This is a genomic window from Sorangium sp. So ce1014, from assembly GCF_051521505.1.
Taxonomy (GTDB): Bacteria; Myxococcota_A; Polyangia; order Polyangiales; family Polyangiaceae; genus Sorangium.
The window spans coordinates 3,131,165-3,152,930 of record NZ_CP150356.1; the positions used below are offsets into that span (position 1 = coordinate 3,131,165).

The 21,766-nt window shown below is 72.5% G+C and carries 16 protein-coding genes; 11 read left to right on the forward strand and 5 right to left on the reverse strand.

Translation table 11 applies throughout. From position 1 onward, the window contains the following. Positions 1-36: 36 nt before the first annotated feature. The gene (locus WME75_RS12100; RefSeq protein ID WP_437489985.1) at positions 37-1,047 is read right to left on the reverse strand and encodes a CPBP family glutamic-type intramembrane protease; all 1,011 of its coding nucleotides are present in this window, start codon (positions 1,045-1,047) and stop codon (positions 37-39) included. Positions 1,048-1,258: 211 nt separating this feature from the next. On the opposite strand from WME75_RS12100, the gene WME75_RS12105 reads away from it, so the two are divergent. The 3 genes from WME75_RS12105 to WME75_RS12115 all read left to right on the forward strand — a co-directional run bounded on the left by WME75_RS12105 (position 1,259) and on the right by WME75_RS12115 (position 4,534). Further along, entirely contained in the window at positions 1,259-1,636 is a 378-nt protein-coding gene (locus WME75_RS12105; RefSeq protein ID WP_437489986.1) for a hypothetical protein, read from the forward strand. Between the two features lie 226 nt (positions 1,637-1,862). Further along, positions 1,863-3,794 (forward strand): biosynthetic arginine decarboxylase, encoded by a 1,932-nt coding sequence (gene speA, locus WME75_RS12110; RefSeq protein ID WP_437489987.1) that lies wholly within the window; start codon positions 1,863-1,865, stop codon positions 3,792-3,794. 8 nt (positions 3,795-3,802) lie between these two features. Then, on the forward strand, positions 3,803-4,534 hold the full coding sequence (locus WME75_RS12115) for a heme exporter protein CcmB (protein WP_437489988.1): 732 nt from the start codon (positions 3,803-3,805) through the stop codon (positions 4,532-4,534). A 51-nt stretch (positions 4,535-4,585) separates the two neighbouring features. On the opposite strand, the gene WME75_RS12120 is transcribed toward WME75_RS12115, so the two are convergent. Beyond that, positions 4,586-5,860: a 2Fe-2S iron-sulfur cluster-binding protein gene (locus tag WME75_RS12120; RefSeq protein WP_437489989.1), complete on the reverse strand. Its 1,275-nt coding sequence runs from the start codon at positions 5,858-5,860 to the stop codon at positions 4,586-4,588. Between the two features lie 194 nt (positions 5,861-6,054). On the opposite strand from WME75_RS12120, the gene WME75_RS12125 reads away from it, so the two are divergent. The 6 genes from WME75_RS12125 to WME75_RS12150 all read left to right on the forward strand — a co-directional run bounded on the left by WME75_RS12125 (position 6,055) and on the right by WME75_RS12150 (position 14,664). Then, positions 6,055-6,672: a hypothetical protein gene (locus WME75_RS12125; RefSeq protein WP_437489990.1), complete on the forward strand. Its 618-nt coding sequence runs from the start codon at positions 6,055-6,057 to the stop codon at positions 6,670-6,672. Further along, positions 6,656-7,333 carry a nicotinate (nicotinamide) nucleotide adenylyltransferase gene (gene nadD / locus WME75_RS12130; protein WP_437489991.1) on the forward strand — a complete coding sequence of 226 codons (678 nt, stop codon included), beginning with the start codon at positions 6,656-6,658 and terminating at the stop codon, positions 7,331-7,333. The genes WME75_RS12125 and nadD overlap by 17 nt, the downstream gene beginning before the upstream one ends. A 5-nt stretch (positions 7,334-7,338) precedes the next feature. Beyond that, positions 7,339-8,202, forward strand: coding sequence for a DUF2520 domain-containing protein (locus WME75_RS12135; RefSeq protein WP_437494797.1), 864 nt, complete (start codon positions 7,339-7,341; stop codon positions 8,200-8,202). A gap of 276 nt (positions 8,203-8,478) precedes the next feature. Beyond that, positions 8,479-11,943, forward strand: a complete 3,465-nt coding sequence (locus tag WME75_RS12140; protein WP_437489992.1) for a sigma 54-interacting transcriptional regulator — start codon at positions 8,479-8,481, stop codon at positions 11,941-11,943. A 4-nt stretch (positions 11,944-11,947) separates the two neighbouring features. After that, positions 11,948-12,349, forward strand: coding sequence for a hypothetical protein (locus tag WME75_RS12145; RefSeq protein ID WP_437489993.1), 402 nt, complete (start codon positions 11,948-11,950; stop codon positions 12,347-12,349). Positions 12,350-12,456: 107 nt separating this feature from the next. Continuing rightward, on the forward strand, positions 12,457-14,664 hold the full coding sequence (locus tag WME75_RS12150) for an ATP-binding protein (RefSeq protein WP_437489994.1): 2,208 nt from the start codon (positions 12,457-12,459) through the stop codon (positions 14,662-14,664). Between the two features lie 70 nt (positions 14,665-14,734). Here the strand turns inward: WME75_RS12150 and WME75_RS12155 are convergent, their stop codons facing one another. Continuing rightward, positions 14,735-15,814 carry an L-erythro-3,5-diaminohexanoate dehydrogenase gene (locus tag WME75_RS12155; RefSeq protein ID WP_437489995.1) on the reverse strand — a complete coding sequence of 360 codons (1,080 nt, stop codon included), beginning with the start codon at positions 15,812-15,814 and terminating at the stop codon, positions 14,735-14,737. A gap of 360 nt (positions 15,815-16,174) precedes the next feature. Here WME75_RS12155 and WME75_RS12160 point away from each other — a divergent pair, with 360 nt between their 5' ends. Next, the gene (locus WME75_RS12160; protein WP_437489996.1) at positions 16,175-17,104 is read left to right on the forward strand and encodes a DUF4388 domain-containing protein; all 930 of its coding nucleotides are present in this window, start codon (positions 16,175-16,177) and stop codon (positions 17,102-17,104) included. A gap of 163 nt (positions 17,105-17,267) precedes the next feature. On the opposite strand, the gene hisD is transcribed toward WME75_RS12160, so the two are convergent. Then, a complete protein-coding gene (gene hisD / locus WME75_RS12165; RefSeq protein WP_437489997.1) occupies positions 17,268-18,653 on the reverse strand; it encodes a histidinol dehydrogenase in 1,386 nt (461 codons plus the stop codon). A gap of 164 nt (positions 18,654-18,817) precedes the next feature. Between hisD and WME75_RS12170 the strand changes: the two genes are divergently transcribed. After that, a complete protein-coding gene (locus tag WME75_RS12170; RefSeq protein WP_437489998.1) occupies positions 18,818-19,810 on the forward strand; it encodes a hypothetical protein in 993 nt (330 codons plus the stop codon). A 7-nt stretch (positions 19,811-19,817) separates the two neighbouring features. On the opposite strand, the gene WME75_RS12175 is transcribed toward WME75_RS12170, so the two are convergent. After that, a complete protein-coding gene (locus WME75_RS12175) occupies positions 19,818-21,743 on the reverse strand; it encodes a serine/threonine-protein kinase (protein ID WP_437489999.1) in 1,926 nt (641 codons plus the stop codon). Between the last annotated feature and the right edge of the window lie 23 nt (positions 21,744-21,766).

Below are 21,766 nucleotides of genomic sequence, written 5' to 3' on the forward strand. Positions count from 1 at the left end.
CCGGCGGCGTCCCCCTCGCCGTCCCCGTCGCCGGCGTCACGTCCCCCAGAACGACTTTGGCAGCGCGCCGCGGTTCGACAGCGCGACGAGGTCCATCAGCAGCGCGACGGTGACGTGGACAAGGAAGCCCGAGTAGATGCTCTTCGTGCGCATCGCGAGCGAGCCGAGCGCGATCCCGGCGACCACGGCGCCGGCCGCCTCCAGGTACGGCTTGCCGAAGTGGATCATGCAGTAGGGGACGATCATCGCGAAGATCGCGCCGGAGCCCAGGGTGCGCCGGAGGCCGGCGAGCCAGAAGCCGCGGAAGAAGATCTCCAGCGCGAAGAACTGAGCGAAGTACATCGCCTCCCAGGCGATGAGGTCGAACCAGGAGCGGGAGGACTGCTTGTAAAAGGGGTAGTAGCTCCCGAAGTCGGGCGCGCTCGCGACGACGAACACCGCCGGGACCACGACGGCGAGGCAGAGCCCATAGATCCACGCGTGCTTCGCGAGCCCCCGGACGCGCAGCCCCATGTCGAGCAGGCTGTCCTTGGGGAAGCAGAGCTTCCACGCGCCCAGAGGGATGGCCACGTAGCCGAAGACGCGGGTGAACGACCACCACACGTAGCTGTAGAGCTCGTCGTAGCGGCGGAGCGAGATCGGCACGATCACCCCGCCCGGCGAGAGCGTCTGGGCGAGCTCGAGCTCGCGCAGCCACGGCCGGATGTGCTCGTCGTAGACCGCCCTGCCGCCGTAGTACTGCTGCAGCATGAGCACGACCGCGGTGATCGTGAACAGGACGGCGGGGCGGCGGTCGTAGCCCCCGGCGGCGAGGGTGCGCCGCTGGTGCTCGTGGGCCTCGACGTCGAGCTCCCGCCAGGTGCGCCGGAAGAAGAGCCAGAGGACGGGCGCGAGCGCGATGAACGCGACGACCGGGAAAAGCGCCTTGAGGAGGGTGCTCGCCAGGGCCGAAGCGGGCTCGGCGAGGCGGGGGCCCACGTCCGAGGGCGGCCGGAGGGGCCGGAGCCGGTCGACGAGCGCCACGAGCCAGCTCCCCAGGTTGAGCATCGGCGCGCCCTGTACCATGATCCGTGGCCCAGCACAGCGGTGGCGCGCTGGCCCCGCCGCCGGCGCGCCCTCCGCCGCCCGTGAGGCCATCCGCGACGCGCCCTTGCGGTGACCCAGGCCGCTCTGCTAGATCGCGCCCCCTCTTCAATGCCGTGCGAGTCATCTCGCGCATGTCCGGTGCAGGCCTCGCCTGCCCGTGGGAGTTTCAGCAATGGCCAGCAAAAATCCGCTTGCAATCGTGAAGGAGCGCTTCGGCGACAAGGCGAAGCTCGTCGAGGCCGTGAAAGGGTTCGCGACCGAGGACCTCTGGCTCGGGCGCGTCAGCTCCGATCGGGGCGGGTCCAAGGGTCTGGACCACGTGTCGAACACCAAGCTCCTCCGCCTCCACGCGACGTTCAGCACGGTGAAGGAGAAGTTCGGGACGCGGGCGAAGCTCATCGACGAGACGCTGACGGTCCTGAACCGGTCGAAGGACCAGGGGTACAGGAAGCGCCTCGAGACGTACCCCGTCCCGCGCCTCTACGACCTCTACCAGTCGGCCTCGAAGCGGGCGAAGGCAGCCTCGGCGACCCCGAAGGCCCAGGCCTGAGCCACCCGCTCGTCGAGCGCACCGTCCATGCCGGATCGCATCGGGCTGCCTGCCCTTGAAGGTCCGGCGTTCCTATCGTAATTGAGCCGCGTCGCCAGCGCGCGGCGTCCAGCCGTCCAGCGTCGGACCGACGATCTGACGTCCCCCTGATGAGCCAGAAGCCCCTCTTGGGCCCTCCCAGAAAGGTGGGTGTCGCCCGCCGCGAGCCCCGCCAAGGAGAACGACTGTGAGCAGCGCGCACGAGACCGAGACCGGCGACTGGACCACGGAAGACGCCAAGTCGCTCTACATGATCGACCGCTGGGGTCGCGGCTATTTTGATGTGAGCCCGGACGGCAACCTCACGGTCGCGCCGCTCCAGGAGCGCGGCAGCAAGATCGCGATCCGCGACGTCGTGGACGCCGCGCTCGAGCAGGGGCTCCGCACGCCGCTCCTGATCCGCTTTCAGGACCTGCTCCACCACCGGGTGCGGTCGCTCAACGAGGCCTTCAACAAGGCGATCGCCGAGAGCAAGTTCCGCGGGACGTACCGCGGTGTGTTCCCGATCAAGGTGAACCAGCTCCGTGAGGTCGTGGAGGAGATCCTCGACGCGGGGAGGGCCTATCACTACGGCGTCGAGGTCGGCTCGAAGCCCGAGGTGTTCGCCGGCCTGTCGGTCCATACCGACCCCGAGTCGCTGATCGTCTGCAACGGCTACAAGGACGAGAACTTCATCCGGACGGCGCTGATCGGGCGCAAGCTCGGCAAGAAGGTGATCCTCATCGCGGAGAAGCTCTCCGAGGTGCGGATGATCACCCGCGTCGCCAAGGAGATGAACGTCGAGCCCATCATCGGGCTCCGGGTGCGGCTGCTCACCGAGGGGGCGGGCAAGTGGAAGACCTCGGGCGGGGAGAACGCGAAGTTCGGGCTCTCCACCGCCGAGATCCTCGCGGCGATCCGGATCATGGACGAGGCGGGGATGAGCGCCTCGTTCAAGCTCCTCCATTTCCACATCGGCTCGCAGGTGCCCGACATCCTGATCATCAAGCGCGCCGTGCGCGAGGCGACGCGCTACTACGCGAAGCTCCGCAAGATGGGGCAGCGCGTCGAGTACATCGACGTCGGCGGCGGGCTCGCCATCGACTACGACGGCTCGCGCTCGACCTTCCACTCCTCGATGAACTACTCGGTCGAGGAGTACGCGCGCGACATCGTGCACAACATCGCGGACATCTGCGACGAGGAGCGGGTGCCTCACCCGAACATCGTCTCGGAGTCCGGCCGCGCGATCGTCGCGCACCACTCGGTGCTGGTCGTCCAGGCGTTCGGCTCGATCGAGAAGACGCCGATGTCGCCGATCGACATCCAGACCGAGGAGCACAAGCTCATCCAGAACCTCCTCTACATCAAGGACAACATCTCCGGGCCGAACCTCGGAGAGTCGTGGCACGACCTGCTCCAGATCAAGGAGGAGGCGCAGAAGATGTTCGAGCTCGGCCTGCTCAACCTCGACGTGAAGGCCCGGGTCGAGATCCTCTTCTGGGAGATCGCCGAGAGCATGCAGAAGATCGCGTCGGAGCTCGATCCGGAGGAGGTGCCGGACGATCTCGGCGAGCTCCGCAAGCAGCTCGCCGATCAGTACATCTGCAACTTCTCGGTGTTCCAGTCGCTGCTCGATCACTGGGCGCTCGGCGCGCTCTTCCCGATCGTGCCGATCCACCGGCTGAACGAGCGCCCCGCGGTGGACAGCACGCTCGTCGACATCACCTGTGACTCCGACGGCAAGGTGAGCAAGTTCATCGATCTCAACGATGTGAAGGACACGCTCCCGCTGCACCCGATCTCGGGCGACAAGCCGTACTACGTCGGCATCTTCCTGACCGGCGCGTACCAGGACATCATGGGCGACATCCACAACCTCTTCGGCCGGGTCAACGAGGTGCACGTCTTCCTCGATGAGGACGAGGACAGCGGGTACTACATCGAGGAGACGATCGCCGGGAACAAGATCCATGAGGTCCTGGCGATGACCCAGTACGACAACCGCGATCTCGTGGGGAAGGTGAAGGCCCAGGTGGATGGCGCCATCAAGCAGGACCTCCTCAAGCCGACGGAGGGCATGCGGCTCCTCGCCGACTACGAGCGGGGGCTCAAGGACCAGACGTACCTGAGCCTCTGAGCCGCTCCGTGCTCTCCGACACCACGGCGCCCGCGGGCCCCGCGTCGCTCCCCCGGAGCCGGCCCGGGTGGGTGCGTCAGGCGATGCTCGTCGCGCGGAAGGACCTCGCGATCGAGCTCGCCACGGGCGAGATCGTCACCACGAGCGGCTTCTTCGCGGTGCTCGTCGCCGTGATCGCGTCGCTCGCGTTCTACGCCGGGCAGGACGCGGCCGAGCAGGTGGCGCCCGGCGTCATCTGGGTGAGCGTGGCGTTCGCGTCGGTGCTCGCGCTGAGCCGCACGTGGCAGCGGGAGCGCGAGGACGGCGCGCTCGCGGGCCTGCTCGTCCTGCCGATCGCGAGGAGCGCCCTCTTCGCCGGCAAGGCGCTCGGGCTCTGCGTGTTCGTGTTCGCGGTCGAGGCGATCATCATCCCGGTCGCGGCGCTGCTCTTCGCGGTGGATCTCGCGGAGACGGGCGCGGGGCTCGCGCTCTTCTGCCTCGCGGCGACGCCGGGCATCGCCGCGAGCGGCACCCTCTTCGGGGCCATGACCGTGCGCACGCGCGCCCGTGACCTCGTGCTCGCGAGCGTGCTCTTCCCGCTGCTCGCGCCCACCCTGCTCGCCGCGGTCGCGGGGACGCGGGAGCTCTTCGGCGGCGCGACGATCGGCGAGCTCACCGATTACGTGGCGCTCATGGGCGTGTTCGACGTCGTGTTCATCGCGGGCGGGGTCGGCCTCTTCGATCTGATCATCGAGGGCTGACCTGCCGCGCGGCCGCGCCGGGGGGCTCGCGGCGCGCCGCGGATCGCAGGCTCAGGCGGCCGCGCTGCGCGCCGCGAGCACGTCGTCGGCGAGGGTCTTCGCCGCCAGCGCGATGCCGTCGAGATCGAGCGCGGCGCCGGTGCACTCGCCGAGCGCCCACACGCCGTCGCCGGCCCGGCCGCGCGCGTCGACCCTCACGGCGTACCCCGCGCGCGGGTCGACCTCGACGCGCGCGCCCGCCTGCGCGGCGACCTCGAACGAGGGCGCGGCCGGCGCGTCCACCGCGAGCGCGACCACCTTGAGGTCGCTCGTCGGGCTGTCGGGGGCGAAGGGCGCGTCGCGCACCGTCACGCTCTTCACCTGCGAGATCCCGTTCACCGCGGCGAGCGCGGCGAGCGGGATCCGGGCCGCGACGCGGCCGGCGAGGGCGCTCGCGAGCTCGCCGGCCCAGAAGCCCTCGCCCGCGATGGCGACGGGGCCGGTCGGCTCGACGCCGCAGGCGAGCAGCCGGCAGAGCGCGCGCGCCGAGAAGACCCCCGGCAGATCGTTGTTCGGGAACGCCGCGACGCCGTCGTGCGCCCCGGTGGCGAAGACCAGGGCGGGCGCCCTGATCACGGTCGCGCCCGCGTCGCCGGCGACCAGGAGCTCGCCGAGGTAAACGCCGGCGGCGACGTGCCGGCAGAGCACGCGGACCCCGTCGAGCGGGTGTCGCGCGAGGAGCTCCGCCGCCCGGCGCGGGGCCCCGGCGAGCGACCCGGCAGGGGTGAGCGCGTCGTCGATCAGCGCGACGCGGAGGCCGCGCGCCGAGAGCGCCGAGGCCGCCGCCACGCCGGCGGGCCCGGCGCCGATCACCGCCGCGTCCAGGTCGAGCCGCGCGGCGGGCTCCGGCGGGAGCGCCGCGCTCGGCAGCCGGCCGAGCCCCGCCAGCTTGCGCGCGATCGACTGCATGACCCCGGACAGCCCCGGGACGCCGGCCATCAGGTGGTGGTGATCGATCCCCTGCGGGAAGAACCAGTCGGTCACCCGGAGCAGGTCCGCCTGCCGCGAGCCCACCACGTTCTGCACCTCGATGCGCTCGCCGCCGGCGGCCGGCCGCAAGCAGGTCATCACGTTGGGCACCCCGTCGACCCGCGCGAGGCAGCCGTCGCAGCCTCCGCGCAGGCAGGTCGGCGCCCGGGGGCGGTGCAGCTTCGGGCTCCGCGCGAGCGTCACGCGCCCCGAGGCGAGCAGCGCCACGGCCAGGGGCTCTCCTCGTTCCGCCGGGACGTCCGCTCCGTCGAGGGTGATGGTGACCGGATCCTGGAGCGCGCGACCTCGCCGAAACATGGGCGGACGCTAGCAGACGCGCGCCGGAGGCGCGCGCGCCATGGCCACGGAACCGCGGGGAGAGGAACCGCGGCGCGACCGCGGTGCCGGGAGATGCAGGGGGAGAAGAGAGCAGGAGCGGTGGAGTCACCGGCGCGAGCGCGCGGAGTGGAGAAGGTGCCCTCCGCATCGCGCGCTGATCTATGCTGTGACCGATGCGCCTTGGCGTCCTCGGCCCTGCACAGGGTGATCTGCCCGCGCTCGCTCGCGGCGCGCAGCACCTGCTCGACGAAGGCCACGCCGAGCGGGTCATCTACGTCGCCGAGGACGACGCCCTCGATCGGGTCGTCGAGGGCTGGGCGCAGAGCCTGGTCGGCGCGAACCCCACCGAGGGCGCCCTGTTCGATCGGGCCGCGCGCTGCGCGACCGCGACGCCGGAGCAGCTCGACGCGTTCGTGGCGTCCGAGCGGGCCCGGCTGCGCCTCAAGGTGCTGATGAGCCTCCCGCCGGGCCAGCGCACGATCGAGATCCTGGACGGGCGCGTCGCGCTCTTCGTGTTCGACAAGGCGGCGCTCGACGAGGAGGACATCGTCGCAGCGTCGCTCCTCGTCTTCGGCAAGAGCTCGGAGCCGCTCATCAAGAAGGTCGGCCCGCGGACGTTCTTCTCTCCCGGGCCGATCGGCTCCGAGGGCGGCCGGGCGCTCCTCGACGACGGGCAGGGCGGGGTGCGGATCGAGGTGATGAACGCGAGCGGCGCGGTGACCGCGCGCGAGATCGTGGGCCCGTCCGCGGCCGGCCCCAAGCTGCGGGTTCAAGGTGGCTCGCACGGCTGAGGCGCACGCGGTCGCGACGCCCGGGGTGGCGCCCGAGGCGCGCCGCGTCGCGATCTTCGGGGGCAGCTTCAACCCGCCTCACGTGGCGCACGTGCTCGCGGCCACCTACGCGATCTCCGTCGCGCCGGTCGACGAGGTGCTCGTCGTCCCCGTCTACCGCCACCCCTTCTCCAAGGAGCTCGTGCCGTTCGAGCATCGTCTGGCCATGTGCCACCTCGCCCTCGGCTGGCTCCCGTGCGTGTCGGTCTCGGCCGTCGAGCGCGATCTCGGCGGCGAGAGCCTCACGCTGCGCACGCTGGAGCACCTCGCCGCGGCGCACCCCGACTGGGCGATGCGCCTGCTCGTCGGCGCCGACGTGCTCCCCGATCTCCCGCGGTGGCACCGCTTCGACCGCATCGAGCAGCTCGCGCCGCCGATCGTCCTCGGCCGCTCCGGCTTCACCGCGACCGGCGCGGAGCGCCTCGACGCCGCGGCGATCGATCCTCGCCCGCACCTGCGCGCCGACCCCCTGCGCCCCGCGGACGTGCTGCTCCCGCAGATCTCGAGCAGCGAGATCCGCCGGGCGTTCGCCGCGGGCGATCTGGAGGGCGTCCGCCAGCGCGTGCCGCGCGCCGTGCTCGACTACGCGCTCGCGCATGGCCTTTACGGGAGCGGCCCGTGAGCGAGATGGACAGCACGCGCCCGTCGCCGATTCACCGGGACGACAGCGCCCTTCCGGAGGTGTTCATCTACGGCGGCGGCAAGGTGGGCCGCGGGCTCGCGCGCGCGAGCCGCGACGCGGGGCTGCAGGTCACCCTCCGGCCCGCGCGGGACGGGCTGCCGGCGGAGCCCATCGAGGCGGACCTCGTGATCCTCGCCGTGCGCGATCGGGACATCGGGCCCTGCGCCGAGGCGCTGCGCGACCGGAGGCTCGTCGGCCACAGGGACGCCGCGGTGGTGCACTGCGCCGGCGCGCTCGGCCCGGAGGCGCTCGCGGCGGTGCGGGGCCGCCGCGTCGCCGTCGCGCAGATGCACCCGATGATCTCGTTCGCCTCGCCGGCGTTCGCGCCGTTCCTCGAGCGCGGCCATCTCCACATCGACGGCGATCCCGCCGCCGTGCGCGCCGCGCGCTCGCTCGGGGTGCGCCTCGGGATGGCGCCGCGCACGCTCTCCGGCCTCGACCGCGTCGCCTACCACGCCGCCGCAGGCCTCGTCGCCAACGGCGCCGCGGCGCTCGCCGCCGCCGGGGTCGACCTGCTCGAGCGCGCCGGCGTCGAGCGGAAGACCGCCGCCGAGATGCTCGGCCCGCTGCTCCGCACGGTCGCCGACAACGTCGAGGTGCTCGGCGTGCCCGACGCGCTCACAGGGCCCGTGCGTCGCGGCGACGCGGCCGGCGTCGCGCGGCACCTCGAGACGCTCCGCCGGCTCGCGCCGCACCTCGTGCCCTTCTATGTCGCCGCCGCGGCGACGCAGCTCCCGCTGGCGCGCGCCCTGGGCGAAGCACCTCCGGACGCGTTCGACGCAATTCAGCAGGTACTGGACGGAACTTAGCAGTTACATTGAAAAATTCTTTTGGTGCGGCACGCGCTTATCGATGGCTAACGGCGGGATCCATTGATGCGACGTCCAGCGGAGAGGTACGCTTCTGTTGCCTTGGGATCTGTTGCCGCAGCCTGCGTTCTCTCTGCCACGACGAGCGATGCCGGGGGGTTCCGGGCGCTCGACGAGCGCGTTCGTGACGCCGCGTCGCGTGGGGTGCTCCACGTCCATGGACAGCGGTCGATCCTGGATGCGGTTTGCTCCCACCTCGCGCGTCGCGCTCGAGGTGTGGGGCGCTCGCTGATCTCGGCCGCGCATGCCGCGGATCGGGATCCCTGGCGCGACCTTGCGCTGCGCTGCGGGGTCGCCTCTGCGGACCCGGCCGCGGTCGCGCAGGGCATCAGCGCGGCCGCGCAGGGCGCGCTCCTGCTCGTCTCCGAGGGGGAGCCGACGAGCTGGGGGAGCCTCGTGCTGGAGGAGGTCTCCCGCCTCATCGTGGAAGGGTCGAGCTCCGCGCTGGTCATCGTGTGCAGCGACGCCGCGAGGCGGATGTGGACGAGCGCGATCACGATCGACGGCATCGCGTCGCCCGACGAGCTGCACCGCTTCTGGGAGGCGTTCGCGGCGGACGCGGAGCGCCGGGTCGTCGCGAAGCTCGACCGGCTCGACGCGCTCGAGGGCTGGTGCTCCGCCGTGCTGGCCGCGCCGGCCGAGCCGCGCCCCCTGCAACAGCAGCCGAGCCGCGACGCCAAGCGGCTGCTCGATCGGCTCGCGCTGAGCCAGCGGCCCTGGCCGACCGGGCAGCTCGGCCTGCTCGCGGCGCGACGCGCGGAGCAGGGGTCCGGGGCCGTCGTGCGCCCCCTCGCCGGCGAGGAGCTCGCGGCCCTCGGGCTGATCGAGGCCGACGAGCGCGGGTGGGTGGCGGCGCGGCGCGCGGCCGTCGACCCGGCCAGCGCCGATCCCGAGGACGTGCTCGCGGTCGCCGAGGCGCTCGAGGAGCTGTCGTCCGATCCGTGGAGCCTCTTGCGCGCGAGCGAGCTCTTCGCCTCGCTGGGCCGGGACGACCGCGCCGAGGCGGCGGCGACGCTCGCGATCTCCTCGGTCGGCGAGCCGTCGGCGCGCGCCGATTTCTGGCGGCGCTGGGCCCGATCGATGCAATCGCTGTCCGGCTCGCCTCCCGGCGAGCGGCTGCTCCGGGCCGCGGAGCTCGCGCTCCGGCTCGGCGACGTCGAGTTCGCGATCGACTTCTCCTCGGCGGCGATGCTCGAGGGGGAGTCGTTCGCCGCGCTGCTCGTGCACGGCCGCGCGACGAGCGCGCGCGGCGACCTGACGACGGCCGCGATGGTGCTCTCGCGGGCGGTGGCCACCGCGGCCACGCCCGCGGAGCGGTCGCGCGGCGCCGTGGAGATGGCGGAGCTCTGCTGCAAGACGGGCGATCTCGAGGCCGCCAAGGCGCACGCGGAGGAGGGGCTCGCCGGCGCGGGCGAGACGGTGACGCGCCTCCAGGCGCGCAACATCCTCGGCAAGCTGCTCCTCACGCAGCAGGCCTGGTCCGAGGCGGAGCGGCACTTCGCGGCCGACGCGTGGGAGGCGGCGCGCGCCGGCGAGCACGTGAGCGAGCTGCGCGCCCGGCTGAACCGCGCCATCGCGCTGCTCTCCAGGGGCCGGCTCGACGAGGCGCGCGCGATGCTCGCGGCGGTGCTCGACGACGGCGAGCGGCGCGGCGAGCGCATGGCGACCGGCTACGCGCTGACGAACCTCGCGGTCATCGCCAACCTGAAGCACGAGTACCCGGAGGCATTGCGCCTCTTCGAGCGCGCGATCGGCATCTTCCGCAAGATCGGCGACAAGGTCGCGCTCGTGAACCTCATCGCGAACCTCGCGGAGATCCGGCTCCAGCTCGGGCTCATCGAGGAGGCCGAGCAGGCGCTCGCGTTCGCGCGCAAGGTCTCCGGCCCTGGCATCCCCGGCGTGTGGATCACGCACGTGGCCTACGTCGCGGCGCAGATCCACCTCGAGCGCGGCCGCACCCACGACGCCGGGGAGGAGCTCCGCGCCGCCTTCACGTACGGCGCCGGTCCGAAGCTCGGCGAGTGCTACGCCGTCGCGGCGCGCATCGCGCTCGACGACGGCGACCTCCTGCTCGCCGCGCAGATGATCAAGGCGGCGCGCGCCGAGGCGAAGTCCGACCGCCACGTCGCCGAGGTCGCGCTGCTCGAGGCGCTGCGCGCGCGTGCCGCCGGCGAGCCGTTCGGGCAGCTCGCCGCCGAGGCGCTCGCGCTCTCGCGGAAGGACCACGGCCGCGAGCGCGCCCTGGAGGCGCACGTGCTGCTCCACCACGCCTCGGCGTCCGGGGGCCGGCCGCCGCGCGCGCCGGACGACGCCGCGGCCACGGGATCGCACCTCGCGGCGGCGACCTTGCTCCGCGATCGCATCGCCGCCTCGCTCCCTCCCGAGATCGCGCGCAGGTACCTCGCGCGCCGGACCTTCGCGGAGCTCGCCCGGCTGGAGGTGTGCGCGCGCATCGCCGCCGAGGCGGAGCCGAGGGGGTGCGAGCTGTGCGGATCGAGCGCGTGCTCCGGGTGCGCGCGGGTCGCCGCGCGCGCGCACCGGCCGTCGGCCGTTGCCCCCGCGATCAAGCGGCTGGTGGGGACGGCGCCCGCGCTGCTCAGCCTCCTCCACCAGGTCGAGAAGGTCGGCGCGAGCGACGCGACCGTGCTGATCCACGGCGAGAGCGGCACCGGCAAGGAGCTCGTCGCCGAGGCGATTCACGAGGCGAGCGGGCGTGGCGGGCCGCTGATCAAGGTGAACTGCGCCGCCCTGGTCGAGACGCTGCTGCTCTCGGAGCTGTTCGGACACGAGAAGGGGGCGTTCACCGGGGCGGCGTCGCGCCGTCGCGGGCGCTTCGAGATCGCCGAGGGAGGAACGCTGTTCCTCGACGAGATCGGCGACATCTCGCCGCGCACGCAGGTCGCGCTGCTCCGCGTCCTGCAGGACAGGACCTTCGAGCGGGTCGGGGGTGTCACCCCGCTGCGCGCCAACGTCCGGATCCTCTGCGCCACCCACCGCGATCTGCGTGCAATGGTCGCCCGGGGCGAGTTCCGGGAAGATCTCTACTATCGCCTCCAGCAGGTCGTCCTGGAGGTCCCGGCGCTCCGGCAGCGGCCGCGCGACGTGCCGATGATCGCCGCGGCGATCCTGGAGCGGATCGCCGCCGAGCGCGGCACCGCGCCGAAGCGCCTCTCCAGCAGGGCCGTCTCGGCCCTCTCGCAGCACGCCTGGCCGGGCAACGTGCGCGAGCTCGAGAACGCCTTGCGCGCCGCGGCGATCTTCGCGGACGGCGAGGTGATCGATCTCGAGGACTTCACGGCGAACGTCGAGGGGCTGCGGGTCCTCGAGGCCCTGGAGCCGGCGAGCGCTCCGGCGACATCGAGGCATGGCATGCAGCCTGCTATTCCTGCCGCCGAGCCGTCGAGCGGTCCCCGCTCATCGGCGCCGGAGCGGGTGGAGCCTGAGTCTCATGCCCCGTCGATGCCCATGGATCGCACGCCGCTGGAGCTCGCGTACGCGCATGTCCGAGGAGGGGTCAGCCTGAGCGACATGAAGCGCGAGATCGAGCGCGAGTGTATCGCCCGGGCGCTCGACGAAAGTCGCGGGAATATCACGCGCGCCGCGGTGCTCTTGGGTATGAAGAGACCACGTCTTTCCCAGCTTGTGAAACAGTATGGCTTTGGCGGGACGTCGGAGGACTGAAGTGATGCGACGTTGCAGGAGGGGTTGGCTGTCCGGGGGCCTCGCGCTTGCGCTGTCCGCCCCTGTGCTGCTCGCGGGGTGTGCGCTCGCGCCCGGGGAGCGCGACGAGCAGGCGAGCGACGCGTGGAGTGAGCTCGATTCGATGACCTCCGACGAGGCGCTTGGATGGGGCGCTGACGGGGAGAACGTCGAGCGCGACGCCGACGCTCCCGTCGTCGATCCGGCGAATCGGCCGCAGCTCAGGCTGCGCGAGGCGGCGCATCCGTCCGCCGGCGAGGGGAGCTCGCGGACCCGCACGTACGCGCGGTCGAAGGACTCGCACATGCCGGAGCCGCTCCCCTGGCACGCCCAGGGGAGCACGGACGGCTCCGACAAGACCTCGTCCGAGAGCGACGGGACGCGCTGAGCCGCGCGCCGGGGTCGCGCCTTCGTAGCCGCGCCGCCGCGCCCGGCGCCGCGGCGCCCCGGCGCGTTTTGGGGTTGCCGCGCGGCTCGCTGCGGTAGCCTTCGCGCGTGGCGCCGCTCGGGATCGATCTCCGCACACGGACGACCCTGGTCTGCGGGGCCCTGGCCCTCGCCATCGCGGCCTCGACGCTGCTGCGAGGCCGCGTCCGGCGAGTCCACCTCTTCTTCGCCGCCTTCGCCGCCGACGTCGGGCTCTGGTACCTCTCCCAGTCGCTCTTCGGCTTCTTTCAGGCCTCCATCTGGGAGCGCTTCACGGCGATCCTCGCCGTGCTGCTCCCGCAGTTCGCGCTGCAGCTCTTCGAGGCGATGATCCCCCACGACGGGGACCGGCGCTCGCGCCTGCTCCGGTTCGCGGGGGTGCTCGTCATCCCGCTGTTCATCCTCGCGCTGATGAGCCGGGAGCCGGGCTCGTGGCTCGACTGGCTCACGCGCGGCTGCATCTTCCTCTATGTCTTCGCGCTGCTCACCGCGGGGCTGTACACGCTCGGCCAGCGCGGCAAGCAGAGCTCCTCGCGCGCGACGCAGCGGCGCGTGCGGTTCCTCGTGGTGATCGGCGCGCTCGCCGCGCTCGCCAGCGTCGCCGACTTCGCCTGGTTCCTCGGCGCGGAGCCGCCGCCCGTCGGCGCGGCGCTCTCGATCGTGTTCCTGTTCCTCCTCGCCCAGGCCCTGCGGCACGAGCGCCTGCTCGACGCCTACGAGATGCTCGCGCGCCTGCTCGTCGCCACGGCGGTCGCGTTCCTGATCGCGCTGATCTTCTATCTCCTGCTCACGTTCATCGGCGGCTTCAACACGATGTACCTGAACGCGGTGCTCGCCGCGATCGTGATCCTGGTGCTCTTCGATCCGCTGCGCGAGCGCGTCGAGGAGCAGCTCCAGCGCGTCTTCTTGCGGGAGCGCTTCGATCTGGATCGCTCGCTCGCGGAGGCGCGGCGTCGTCTCGTGCACACGCTCGAGGTCGAGGAGATGGGCTCGATCGTGATGAGCGCGCTCGAGCAGTCGCGCCGGGTCACGGCGGCGGCGCTCTACCTGCGCGATCAGGACGGGAGCGGCTTCGACCGCCTCACCTCGCTCGGGCCGCGGGTCCCCGAGCGGATCGAGGTGGCGACGGCGCGGGCGCTGCTCGATCGCCTCGATCGCGGGCCGCTCGCGATGGAGGAGCTCGAGCGCGAGGCGCGCGAGCGGCGGGCGCGCCGCAGCCGCAGCGACGCGGACGACGACGGCAACTTCGCGAGGCGAACGGAGGTGCGGCCCCAGGTCCCCGAGGACGCGGTGCTCGCGGCGGCCGAGGTGCTCGGCAGCCTCTGCTCGGGCGTGGTGCTGTGCGCGCGCGATGAGCAGGGCGAGCCGATCGGGCTCCTCGTCGTGGCGGACTCCCGCGTGCGCGACGCGTTCTCGCCCGAGGAGCTGACCCTGCTCGAGACGCTCGCCGCGCAGATCGGCGTCGTCCTGGAGAACTCGCGCCTCTACGCGCAGATGAAGGAGCGAGACCGGCTCGCGCTCCTCGGCCAGATGGCGGCCGGGCTCGCGCACGAGATCAGGAACCCGCTCGGCGCGATCAAGGGGGCGGCGCAGCTGCTCGCTGATCCGGTGCCGGAGACGCAGATCGACCCGGCGTCGCGCGAGTTCATCGGGATCATCCTCGAGGAGGTCGATCGGCTCGACCGCGTCGTGGGCTCGGTGCTCGATCTCGCGCGGCCGGCGCAGGGCTCGGTCGTCCCGACCGACGTGAACGCGATCGTGCGCCGCACCCTGCAGGTGCTCTCGATCGAGCGCAGGAACGACCAGCTCGAGGTCGAGGTCACGCTGGATCCCGATCTCCCCCGGGTCGCCATCGATCCCGAGCAGCTGCGGCAGGTGCTGATGAACCTGTTCCGCAACGCCGTCCAGGCCATGAAGGGTCGGGGCAAGGTGGTGATCTCCACGCGCGTCCGCTTCGGCCGCGGCACGCGGCCCGGCTCCGGCTCGGACGAGCCGTTCGTCGAGCTCAACGTCACCGACAACGGCCCGGGCATCTCCCAGAAGGTGCTCGCGAACATCTTCCTGCCGTTCTTCACCACGAAGGACAAGGGGACGGGGCTCGGGCTGTCGATCAGCCAGCGCATCGCGCAGAGCGCCGGCGGCCGCATCGAGGTCCGCTCGTACGAAGGGAAGGGGAGCACCTTCGCCGTGATCCTCCCGGCCGCCGTCGACAAGCTGGGCGCGCCGGCGACGGCGCCCTCGGCGGGCGAGCCGACAGCTCAGAATCGGCCCGGCTGAAGCCGGCGCCGCGGTGTTTCCGGCGGCGCCGAGCCGCGCGCGCCGGTTCGCGCTGCGCCCCCGCGTGCGCTCAGCCGTAGCGCGACGACATGAGCGCCGCGAGCGCGGGGTGCTCGCGCACGAGCGCGAGCGTGTGATCGGCGTGGCCGTGCGCGTAGCCGTTGCCGATGTAGAGGTCCACGTCCTTGCCGATCCCCTCGGCCCCGAGGGCGGCGGCGGTGAAGCTCGTGCTCATCGCGAAGAAGTACGTCTTGCCGCGGTCGCGCGTGGCGACGATCGCGCTGAGCTCCACCCCGGGGACGTTCACGCACGAGAGCGTGAGATCGGCGCCCGCGCCGCCCGTGAGCGGCAGCACGGCGTCGCGCACCGCGAGGGGGTCGCGCGCGTCGGCGACCGCGACGTGATCACAGAGCGCGAGCGCGCGCAGGTCGGCGGCGAACCCCGGAGACGCCTCGATCCCGATCACGCGCCCGCCGCGGCCGACGCGGCGCCGCGCCTCGGCCGCGCACAGGAGACCCGACTTCCCGCCCGCGCCGAGCACCGCCACCGTGTCGCCTGGGCCGGCGAGGCGCGCCACCTGGGGCGCCGCGCCCGCGACGTCGAGCAGCGCGAGGACGAGCCGCTCGGGCATGTCGGTCGGCATCCGCGCGAGCGGCGCCGACGCGAAGAGGATCGCGGTGCCCTCGACGTCGATCTGCGCGGACGCGGGCCGCACGGCGACGATCCGGCGGAGCGAGAGCGGCGTCAGCGACAGCGACGCGAGCGTCGCGATGCGGTCGCCGACGGAGACGCCGCGGTGCGCTGCCAGCGAGCCGACTCGGCGCACGACGCCGAGCAGCATGCCGCCCGAGCCGGTGACCGGGTTGTGCTGCTTGCCACGGCGCGCCACGGTCTCGAGGACGAGCCGCGCGACGCCGTCCGGGCTGCCGGAGGCATCCTCCATCTGACGGAAGCTCGCTGCGTCGATGTTCAGCGTCTCCACATCGACGGCGAGCTCGGTCTCGAAGCTTCGCGAGGCGTCGGCGTCCAGCCGCTCTGCCGGCTGCGGCAGGGCCCCCGGTGGATCGAGCACGCGATGCGTGCCCAGCGGATCGCCTGCAGCAAGGGTGCGTTGCGTCGCTTCGGAGCTCACGCCGAGGCCGTTCAACATGCCGGGCCTGAAAGCAAGGGCAATAAGCCGAGCGGCCGCTGTCTCCGGCGCCGAGGCCGCCCGGCGCCTCGCCAGGAAAGACCCCGAAGCCGGCCGCCCGGGCGACGCGAAGCGGCCTGTTTCCCGCAGATTTGGATGCATTTGCGCCCCCTTCGGGCGCTGCCCGGGCGGGCGTCCGAGGGGGCTCAGGGGAGGGGGGAAGGAGGGGGGAGGGCCGGATGCAGCGCGCTGCGTTAGGACGAACGAGCCAACTCATTTGAAAGAACCACCCGGATCTCTTGACCATCTTTGCTCGGTGAAACTAGACTTTGCCCCCTGCTGGCGCTCGCGTAGCGCCCGAAGGTTTCTACTCCCCCTGCGATGGATAACCACGCTCCCAAGGTGTCGGCAACGCGGCAACTGGCGTTGCGCTTCATCTCCGGGAAGTACCAAGGCGGCGAGTTCCCCCTCGGGGAGCAGCAGGAGATCGTCGTAGGTCGCTCCAGCGACCTCGACATGGTCCTCGTCGAGGACATGGTCTCCCGGCGCCACGCCCGGATTGCCTGTACCGAACAGCAGATCGTGATCGAGGATCTCGGCTCGACGAACGGCACGTTCGTCAACGGCGAGAAGATCAAGAAGACGACCCTGAAGGAGGGCGATCGGGTGCTCATCGGCACCAGCATCCTCAAGGTCGTCTCCACCGATCCGAGCGCGCCCCCGGCGCGCCGCCGGATGGACGAGCCCTCGCTCAGGAGCGGTCAGACCCGGTCGATGTCCGGGTCGATCGACGAGATCCCGCTCCCCGATCTGCTTCAGCTCTTCGGCACATCGAAGAAGAGCGGAGTCCTCGTCGTCCGTTCCGACGACGACGTCGGCAAGATCTACCTGCGCAAGGGCATCGTGACCTTTGCGACGATCAACGATCTGACCGACGTCCCGCCGCTCAAGAGCGTCTACCGGATCCTCACGTGGGTCGGCGGGACGTTCGATCTGGAGCAGGCCGAGGAGCGGGTCATGACCGGCGAGATCAGCGCGACGGTGCAGGAGCTCCTCATGGAGGGGCTCCGGCAGATCGACGAGCTGAACAACATCCGCCACCAGCTCCCGGATCTGTCGGCGCGCCTGGTCATTCCCCAGCCGCTCAAGCCGCTGCTCCGCGATCTCTCGCCCGTCGATCTGGACGTCCTCCAGGTCGTCTACAACCACGGGCACCTCGCGATGGTCCTCAACAAGAGCCCCGCGACGGACCTGGAGACCGCGCAATCCGTGATGAAGTTGATCAACGGGGGCTACCTCCGCGTCGAGTGAGCCCGCGCGCCCGAGGGGGCGGCGGGCGATCACGCGTCTGCCGCCGAGGGGAACGGGGCGCGCCGAGCCAGGCGCAGGAGCTAGCGCGTGCTCGAAGCGTCCACGCCGCCCTCCAGGCGCCGCGCCTCGGTGGGCGCGGCGCGCTCGACGGCAGCGCGAGGCGTCAGGACTGCGGCGCGCCGCGCTTCGCTGCCGCGCCTTCGGCCGCGATCGCGAGGCGGAGCGACACGGCGCGGGCGTGCGCCTGCAGGCCCTCCGTCTGCGCCAGCTTCTCGATGGTCGGGCCCTGCGCCTGCAGCGCCGCGCTCGAGTAACGGATGAGGCTGGCGCGTATCACGAAGTCGTAGACCCCGAGCGGCGATCCGAAGCGGGCCGAGCCCCCGGTCGGGAGCACGTGGGAGGGCCCCGCGAGGTAGTCGCCCGCGGCGACCGGGGTGAGGCTGCCGAGCAGCGCCGCGCCGAGCGTGCCGATCTCCGAGAACAGCCCCTCGGGGTCGGTGACGTGGAAGGCGACGTGCTCGACCCCGAGCTGATCCGCGACCTCGGCGAGGCGAGCGCGCGAGCCGACGACGAGCGCAGCGGCGTGCGTCGAGAGCGACGCCTGCACGATCGTGCGCCGCGTGAGCTCGGGGAGCGCTGCGTCGAGCTCGCGCGCGACCGCCTCCGCCAGCTGGGCCGAGGTCGTCGCGAGGAGAGCGTAGGACGCCTCGTCGTGCTCGGCCTGTGAGAGCAGATCGGCCGCGACGAGCCGCGGATCCGCGGTGTCATCGGCGAGCGCCAGGATCTCGCTCGGCCCGGTGATGCCATCGATCGACACGTCGCCGAAGACGAGCCGCTTCGCGCAGGCGACATAGGCGTTACCGGGCCCCACGATCTTGTCGACCGACGCGAGCTCCGGGAGCCCGTAGGCCATGGCCGCGATCGCCTGCGCTCCCCCCGAGTCGAGCAGGGTCGTCACGCCGGAGAGGTGCGCCGCGGCGAGCGTGGCGTCGTCGGCCGACGGGCTCGCGAGGACGATCTCGCGCACGCCGGCGATGCGCGCGGGGATGGCCGACATCAACACGCTCGAGGGGTAGCGGGCCTTGCCGCCCGGCGCGTAGACGCCGACCCGACGCAGGGGGCGTACGCGCATGCCCAGGAGGACGCCCTCCTCCTCGTAGCTGAAGCCGGCTTGCAGCGGGGGCCCGTTCGCCGCGGCGTCCGCGGGCCCGAGGTCGCCCGCGTCGCGCTGGCGCTCATGGTAACGCGCGATCCTCGCGGCCGCGGTCTCGAGCGCGGCGCGGACGTCCGGCGGCAGCCGCGCGAGCGCTTCGGCCCCGCCGAAGCCGCCTTCCGCCTCGGGCCCCGCATGGCGGACGAGCGCCTTCGACGTCCTCCGCTCGAACGTCTCGATGTAGCGGAGGACGGCGGACGTGCCCCCGCGCCGCACGTTGTCGATGATCTCGGTCACCGCAGGCGTGACGTTCGCGAGATCGCCCGTGCCGCGGGTGCGCAGGGCCGACAGGGTGGAATCGAACTCAGGCGAACCTTCGATGTAGATGGGCAGCATGGCTTGATGTGGACCGGCGCGGCGGAATCTCCGCGCGGACGGCGACACCCCGTACCACACCACCCCGGCCGCCGGTACGTCGGCCGCGCCCGCGGGGCGTTGCGCGCACGGCCGCGCGTCGCCCGCGAGTTTCCCGGCCCGAGCGGATCGGGTAGGGTCACCCCATGCGGTCCGGCTCGTTCGGCCTCGCCCCCACCGCGCTCTCGATCGTGCTGCTCGCGCTCGCGCCGGCGGTCCTCATCGGGTGCCCGGAGAACTCCTGCTTCCTCAAGATCTGCCAGGGCAGCAGCTGCCGCTGCTCGATCTCGTCGTGCAGCGACGGAGCTGCCTTCGACACAAACCAGAACCGCTGCCGTTGCCTGAAGGGCTACCTCGCGATCGCGGGCCAGTGCCTCACGCCCCAGGCGGCGAACGCCTACTGCGGCGTGGGTCGCCACCACGAGGCCGGCGGGTGCGCCCCCGACCGCTGCCGGCCAGGCGACGAGATCGACCAGAGCACAGGCCTCTGCGTGTCGCGCGAGCAGGTGGCGACCAACGCCGGGGTCGCCATCGGCGCCGGGCAGAAGCTCGGATGCCCGCCCGGCCAGGAGCTCATCGTCGACGGCCCGACCGCCGCGTGCGTCCCGCTCTCGCAGACCTGCGCGCGCGACGAGGTCTGGACCGGTCAGGCTTGCGCCAAGGTGGGGCGATGCCCGACGGGCGCGATCTGGGACCCCGCGCTCGCTCAGTGCGTCCAGTACGCGCAGGGCTCGGGCGACAGCGGGCTCACGGTCAACGTCGGGCAGTGGGCGTCGGCGAACTACGGCCCGAACGGCGGCATGGGCACGAGCGGCTTCTGCGGAGCCTTCGCGAAGAAGCCGCACAGCTTCGGGATCGTCGAGGGCGCGTCGGCCTACGTCCGCATCACGGTGATGATGTCCTTCCCGGAGGGCGAGATCGCCCGCGGCGTCGTGCAGGCCGTGACGGTGTTCGACGCGAGCGGGAACCCGGTTCCGCCGCGCGGCGCCGCGGAGGTCGATGCCGCGGCGCGCAACATCTTCGGCACGCTCGTCCTCGGGGGCGGGCGTGCGAGCGCGCCGACGTCGTCGACCACCGTCCGGTGCGCGGTCATCCACGCCGGAAAGCCGCAACCGGTGCCCGCCGTCGGCGGCCTCTGAACGAGGCTCACATCCTCGACAGCGTGCTCACGACGCGCGTGGCAGGGAGCGCGCTGAGGCCGACGCAGCTCACGACCCTGCCGCGCTCGATCACGAAGTTGCTCGTGGTTGGCTCGATCTTCGCGAACTCGACGCTCAGGCGCGTCCCGTCGAAGCTCGCGCGCAGGGGACGGCCCTCCACGTCGCTGCGGACGTCCTGGCAGGTGCCGCGCGAGCGGGCCGGATCGAACTGGCGTGACTCGGGCGCGATGAAGCGGAGCCGGTCCTCCACGGCGAACACCCCGCTCTCGCCGGGGATCGCGCGCAACGAGAAGCGGGCCTCGCCCTCCGCATAGTCCTGCGGGGTGAACTGCTCCGGGCGGCGGACCCGGAACTCGAGCGCCTCGCCGGCCAGCACGGCCTCGAGCTCGCGCCCGTTGCCGACCCACAGGCCCATCAGGCCGGCGAGCGGCGACGGCTGCGGCTGCTCCGCGCTCGCCTCCGCGGCGGCGCTGCTCGCGCTGGCTGCCGGGCGCGATTGCAGCGAGGCGCCCCTCCGGCGGCCGTCGCGCGGCCTGTCGAGCACGCCCAGCGCGAGCAGCGCCGCAGCCCCGCCGAACATCACGAGCGCCCCGGCGCCGATCGCGAGCCACGAGCCCCGCGCCCGCTGCGACCCCGCCGGCCGGCTCGCCAGCGCCGCGCCCGACGGTGATCGCGCCACGTCGCGGACCTCGTCGACTCTCGTGGCGGCGGGCGGCGGCGGCGGGCGGCTCGACACGCCGAGCGGCGCCGAGGTCACGGGCGGCGCAGGGCGGGCGGTCGCGTCGAGCGCCGCGAGCATCTCCTCGCAGCTGGCGAAGCGATCCGCCCTGTCCTTGGCGCACGCCTTCTGCAGGAACGCGTCGAGCTCCGGAGGGACGTCGTGACGCACGGCGCTGACCCTGGGGAGCGGCACCTCCGCGTGCAGCCGCATGATCTCGATGTCGCTCTCGGCGTCGAACGGCACCCGCCCGACCAGCATCTCGTAGAGCACGACGCCGAGCGCGTAGATGTCCACCCGCTTGTCGAGATCGCGGCGCCCGAGGACCTGCTCCGGCGACATGTAATAGAGCGATCCGATGATCCCCTTGGTCATCCCGCGCCCCGCGAGCGCGTCCGCCTCGACCTTGGCGATGCCGAAGTCGGTGACCTTCGCGACGCCGTCCTTGCCGCGGAGGAGCACATTCGCCGGCTTGAGGTCGCGGTGGATCACCCCCTCGCGGTGCGCGGCCGCGATGCCGGAGGCGATCTGCCGGAAGATCGAGAGCGCCTCGGGCAGCGGCATCGGCCGGCGCTCGTCGGCATACCTGGCGAGCGCCTGCTCGAGGCTCTCCCCGTCGATGTACTGCATGACGAGCCAGAGGTCGTCCCGCTCCGCGACGACGGCCTTCAGGTGGACGACGTTCGGATGATCGATCTGCGCCAGCGCGCGGCCCTCGGCGAGCGTCCGCGCGCGCACGTCGGGCCGGTGCCCGAGCTCCTGCCGCACCGCCTTCAGGACGACGTGCAGCCCGGTGTGGACGTCCCGGGCGAGGTAGACGACCCCCATGCCGCCCTCGCCGAGCACCCGCTCGACCACGTACTTCTGATCGACGAGCGTCCCCGCCGGCAGGTGACCCCCCGGTAGGCGCCGCGGGAGCGAGCCCGCCAGCGGCGCCGGGACGACGTGCGGCGCCGCGCCGGGCCCGTTCGCACCGCCGGCCCCGAAGGCGGCCGGCAGGCTGACCCGGCGCGCCGGGTCCTCGGGCAGCAGCGCCTCCAGCAGCGGCTGCGCAGGGACGGTCGCCCGCGCGCCGGGCGCAGGGGGAGCCGAGGGGGCCGCGCCGGGGTTCTTCGCGGCGATCGGCGCGCCACACGCCACACAGAACCGGGCAGTGTCCGGGTTCTCTGCGCTGCAAACCGGGCACCTGGCCATGGCACGGTCAGCTCGATCCACGG

Bases quoted from the DNA above. Each gene is read 5' to 3' on its own strand.
- WME75_RS12100 (WP_437489985.1), bottom strand. From the start codon at position 1,047: ATGCTCAACCTGGGGAGCTGGCTCGTGGCGCTCGTCGACCGGCTCCGG.
- WME75_RS12105 (WP_437489986.1), top strand. From the start codon at position 1,259: ATGGCCAGCAAAAATCCGCTTGCAATCGTGAAGGAGCGCTTCGGCGAC.
- WME75_RS12120 (WP_437489989.1), bottom strand. From the start codon at position 5,860: ATGTTTCGGCGAGGTCGCGCGCTCCAGGATCCGGTCACCATCACCCTC.
- WME75_RS12125 (WP_437489990.1), top strand. From the start codon at position 6,055: ATGCGCCTTGGCGTCCTCGGCCCTGCACAGGGTGATCTGCCCGCGCTC.
- WME75_RS12135 (WP_437494797.1), top strand. From the start codon at position 7,339: ATGGACAGCACGCGCCCGTCGCCGATTCACCGGGACGACAGCGCCCTT.
- WME75_RS12145 (WP_437489993.1), top strand. From the start codon at position 11,948: ATGCGACGTTGCAGGAGGGGTTGGCTGTCCGGGGGCCTCGCGCTTGCG.
- WME75_RS12155 (WP_437489995.1), bottom strand. From the start codon at position 15,814: ATGTTGAACGGCCTCGGCGTGAGCTCCGAAGCGACGCAACGCACCCTT.
- WME75_RS12160 (WP_437489996.1), top strand. From the start codon at position 16,175: ATGGATAACCACGCTCCCAAGGTGTCGGCAACGCGGCAACTGGCGTTG.
- hisD (WP_437489997.1), bottom strand. From the start codon at position 18,653: ATGCTGCCCATCTACATCGAAGGTTCGCCTGAGTTCGATTCCACCCTG.
- WME75_RS12170 (WP_437489998.1), top strand. From the start codon at position 18,818: ATGCGGTCCGGCTCGTTCGGCCTCGCCCCCACCGCGCTCTCGATCGTG.
- WME75_RS12175 (WP_437489999.1), bottom strand. From the start codon at position 21,743: ATGGCCAGGTGCCCGGTTTGCAGCGCAGAGAACCCGGACACTGCCCGG.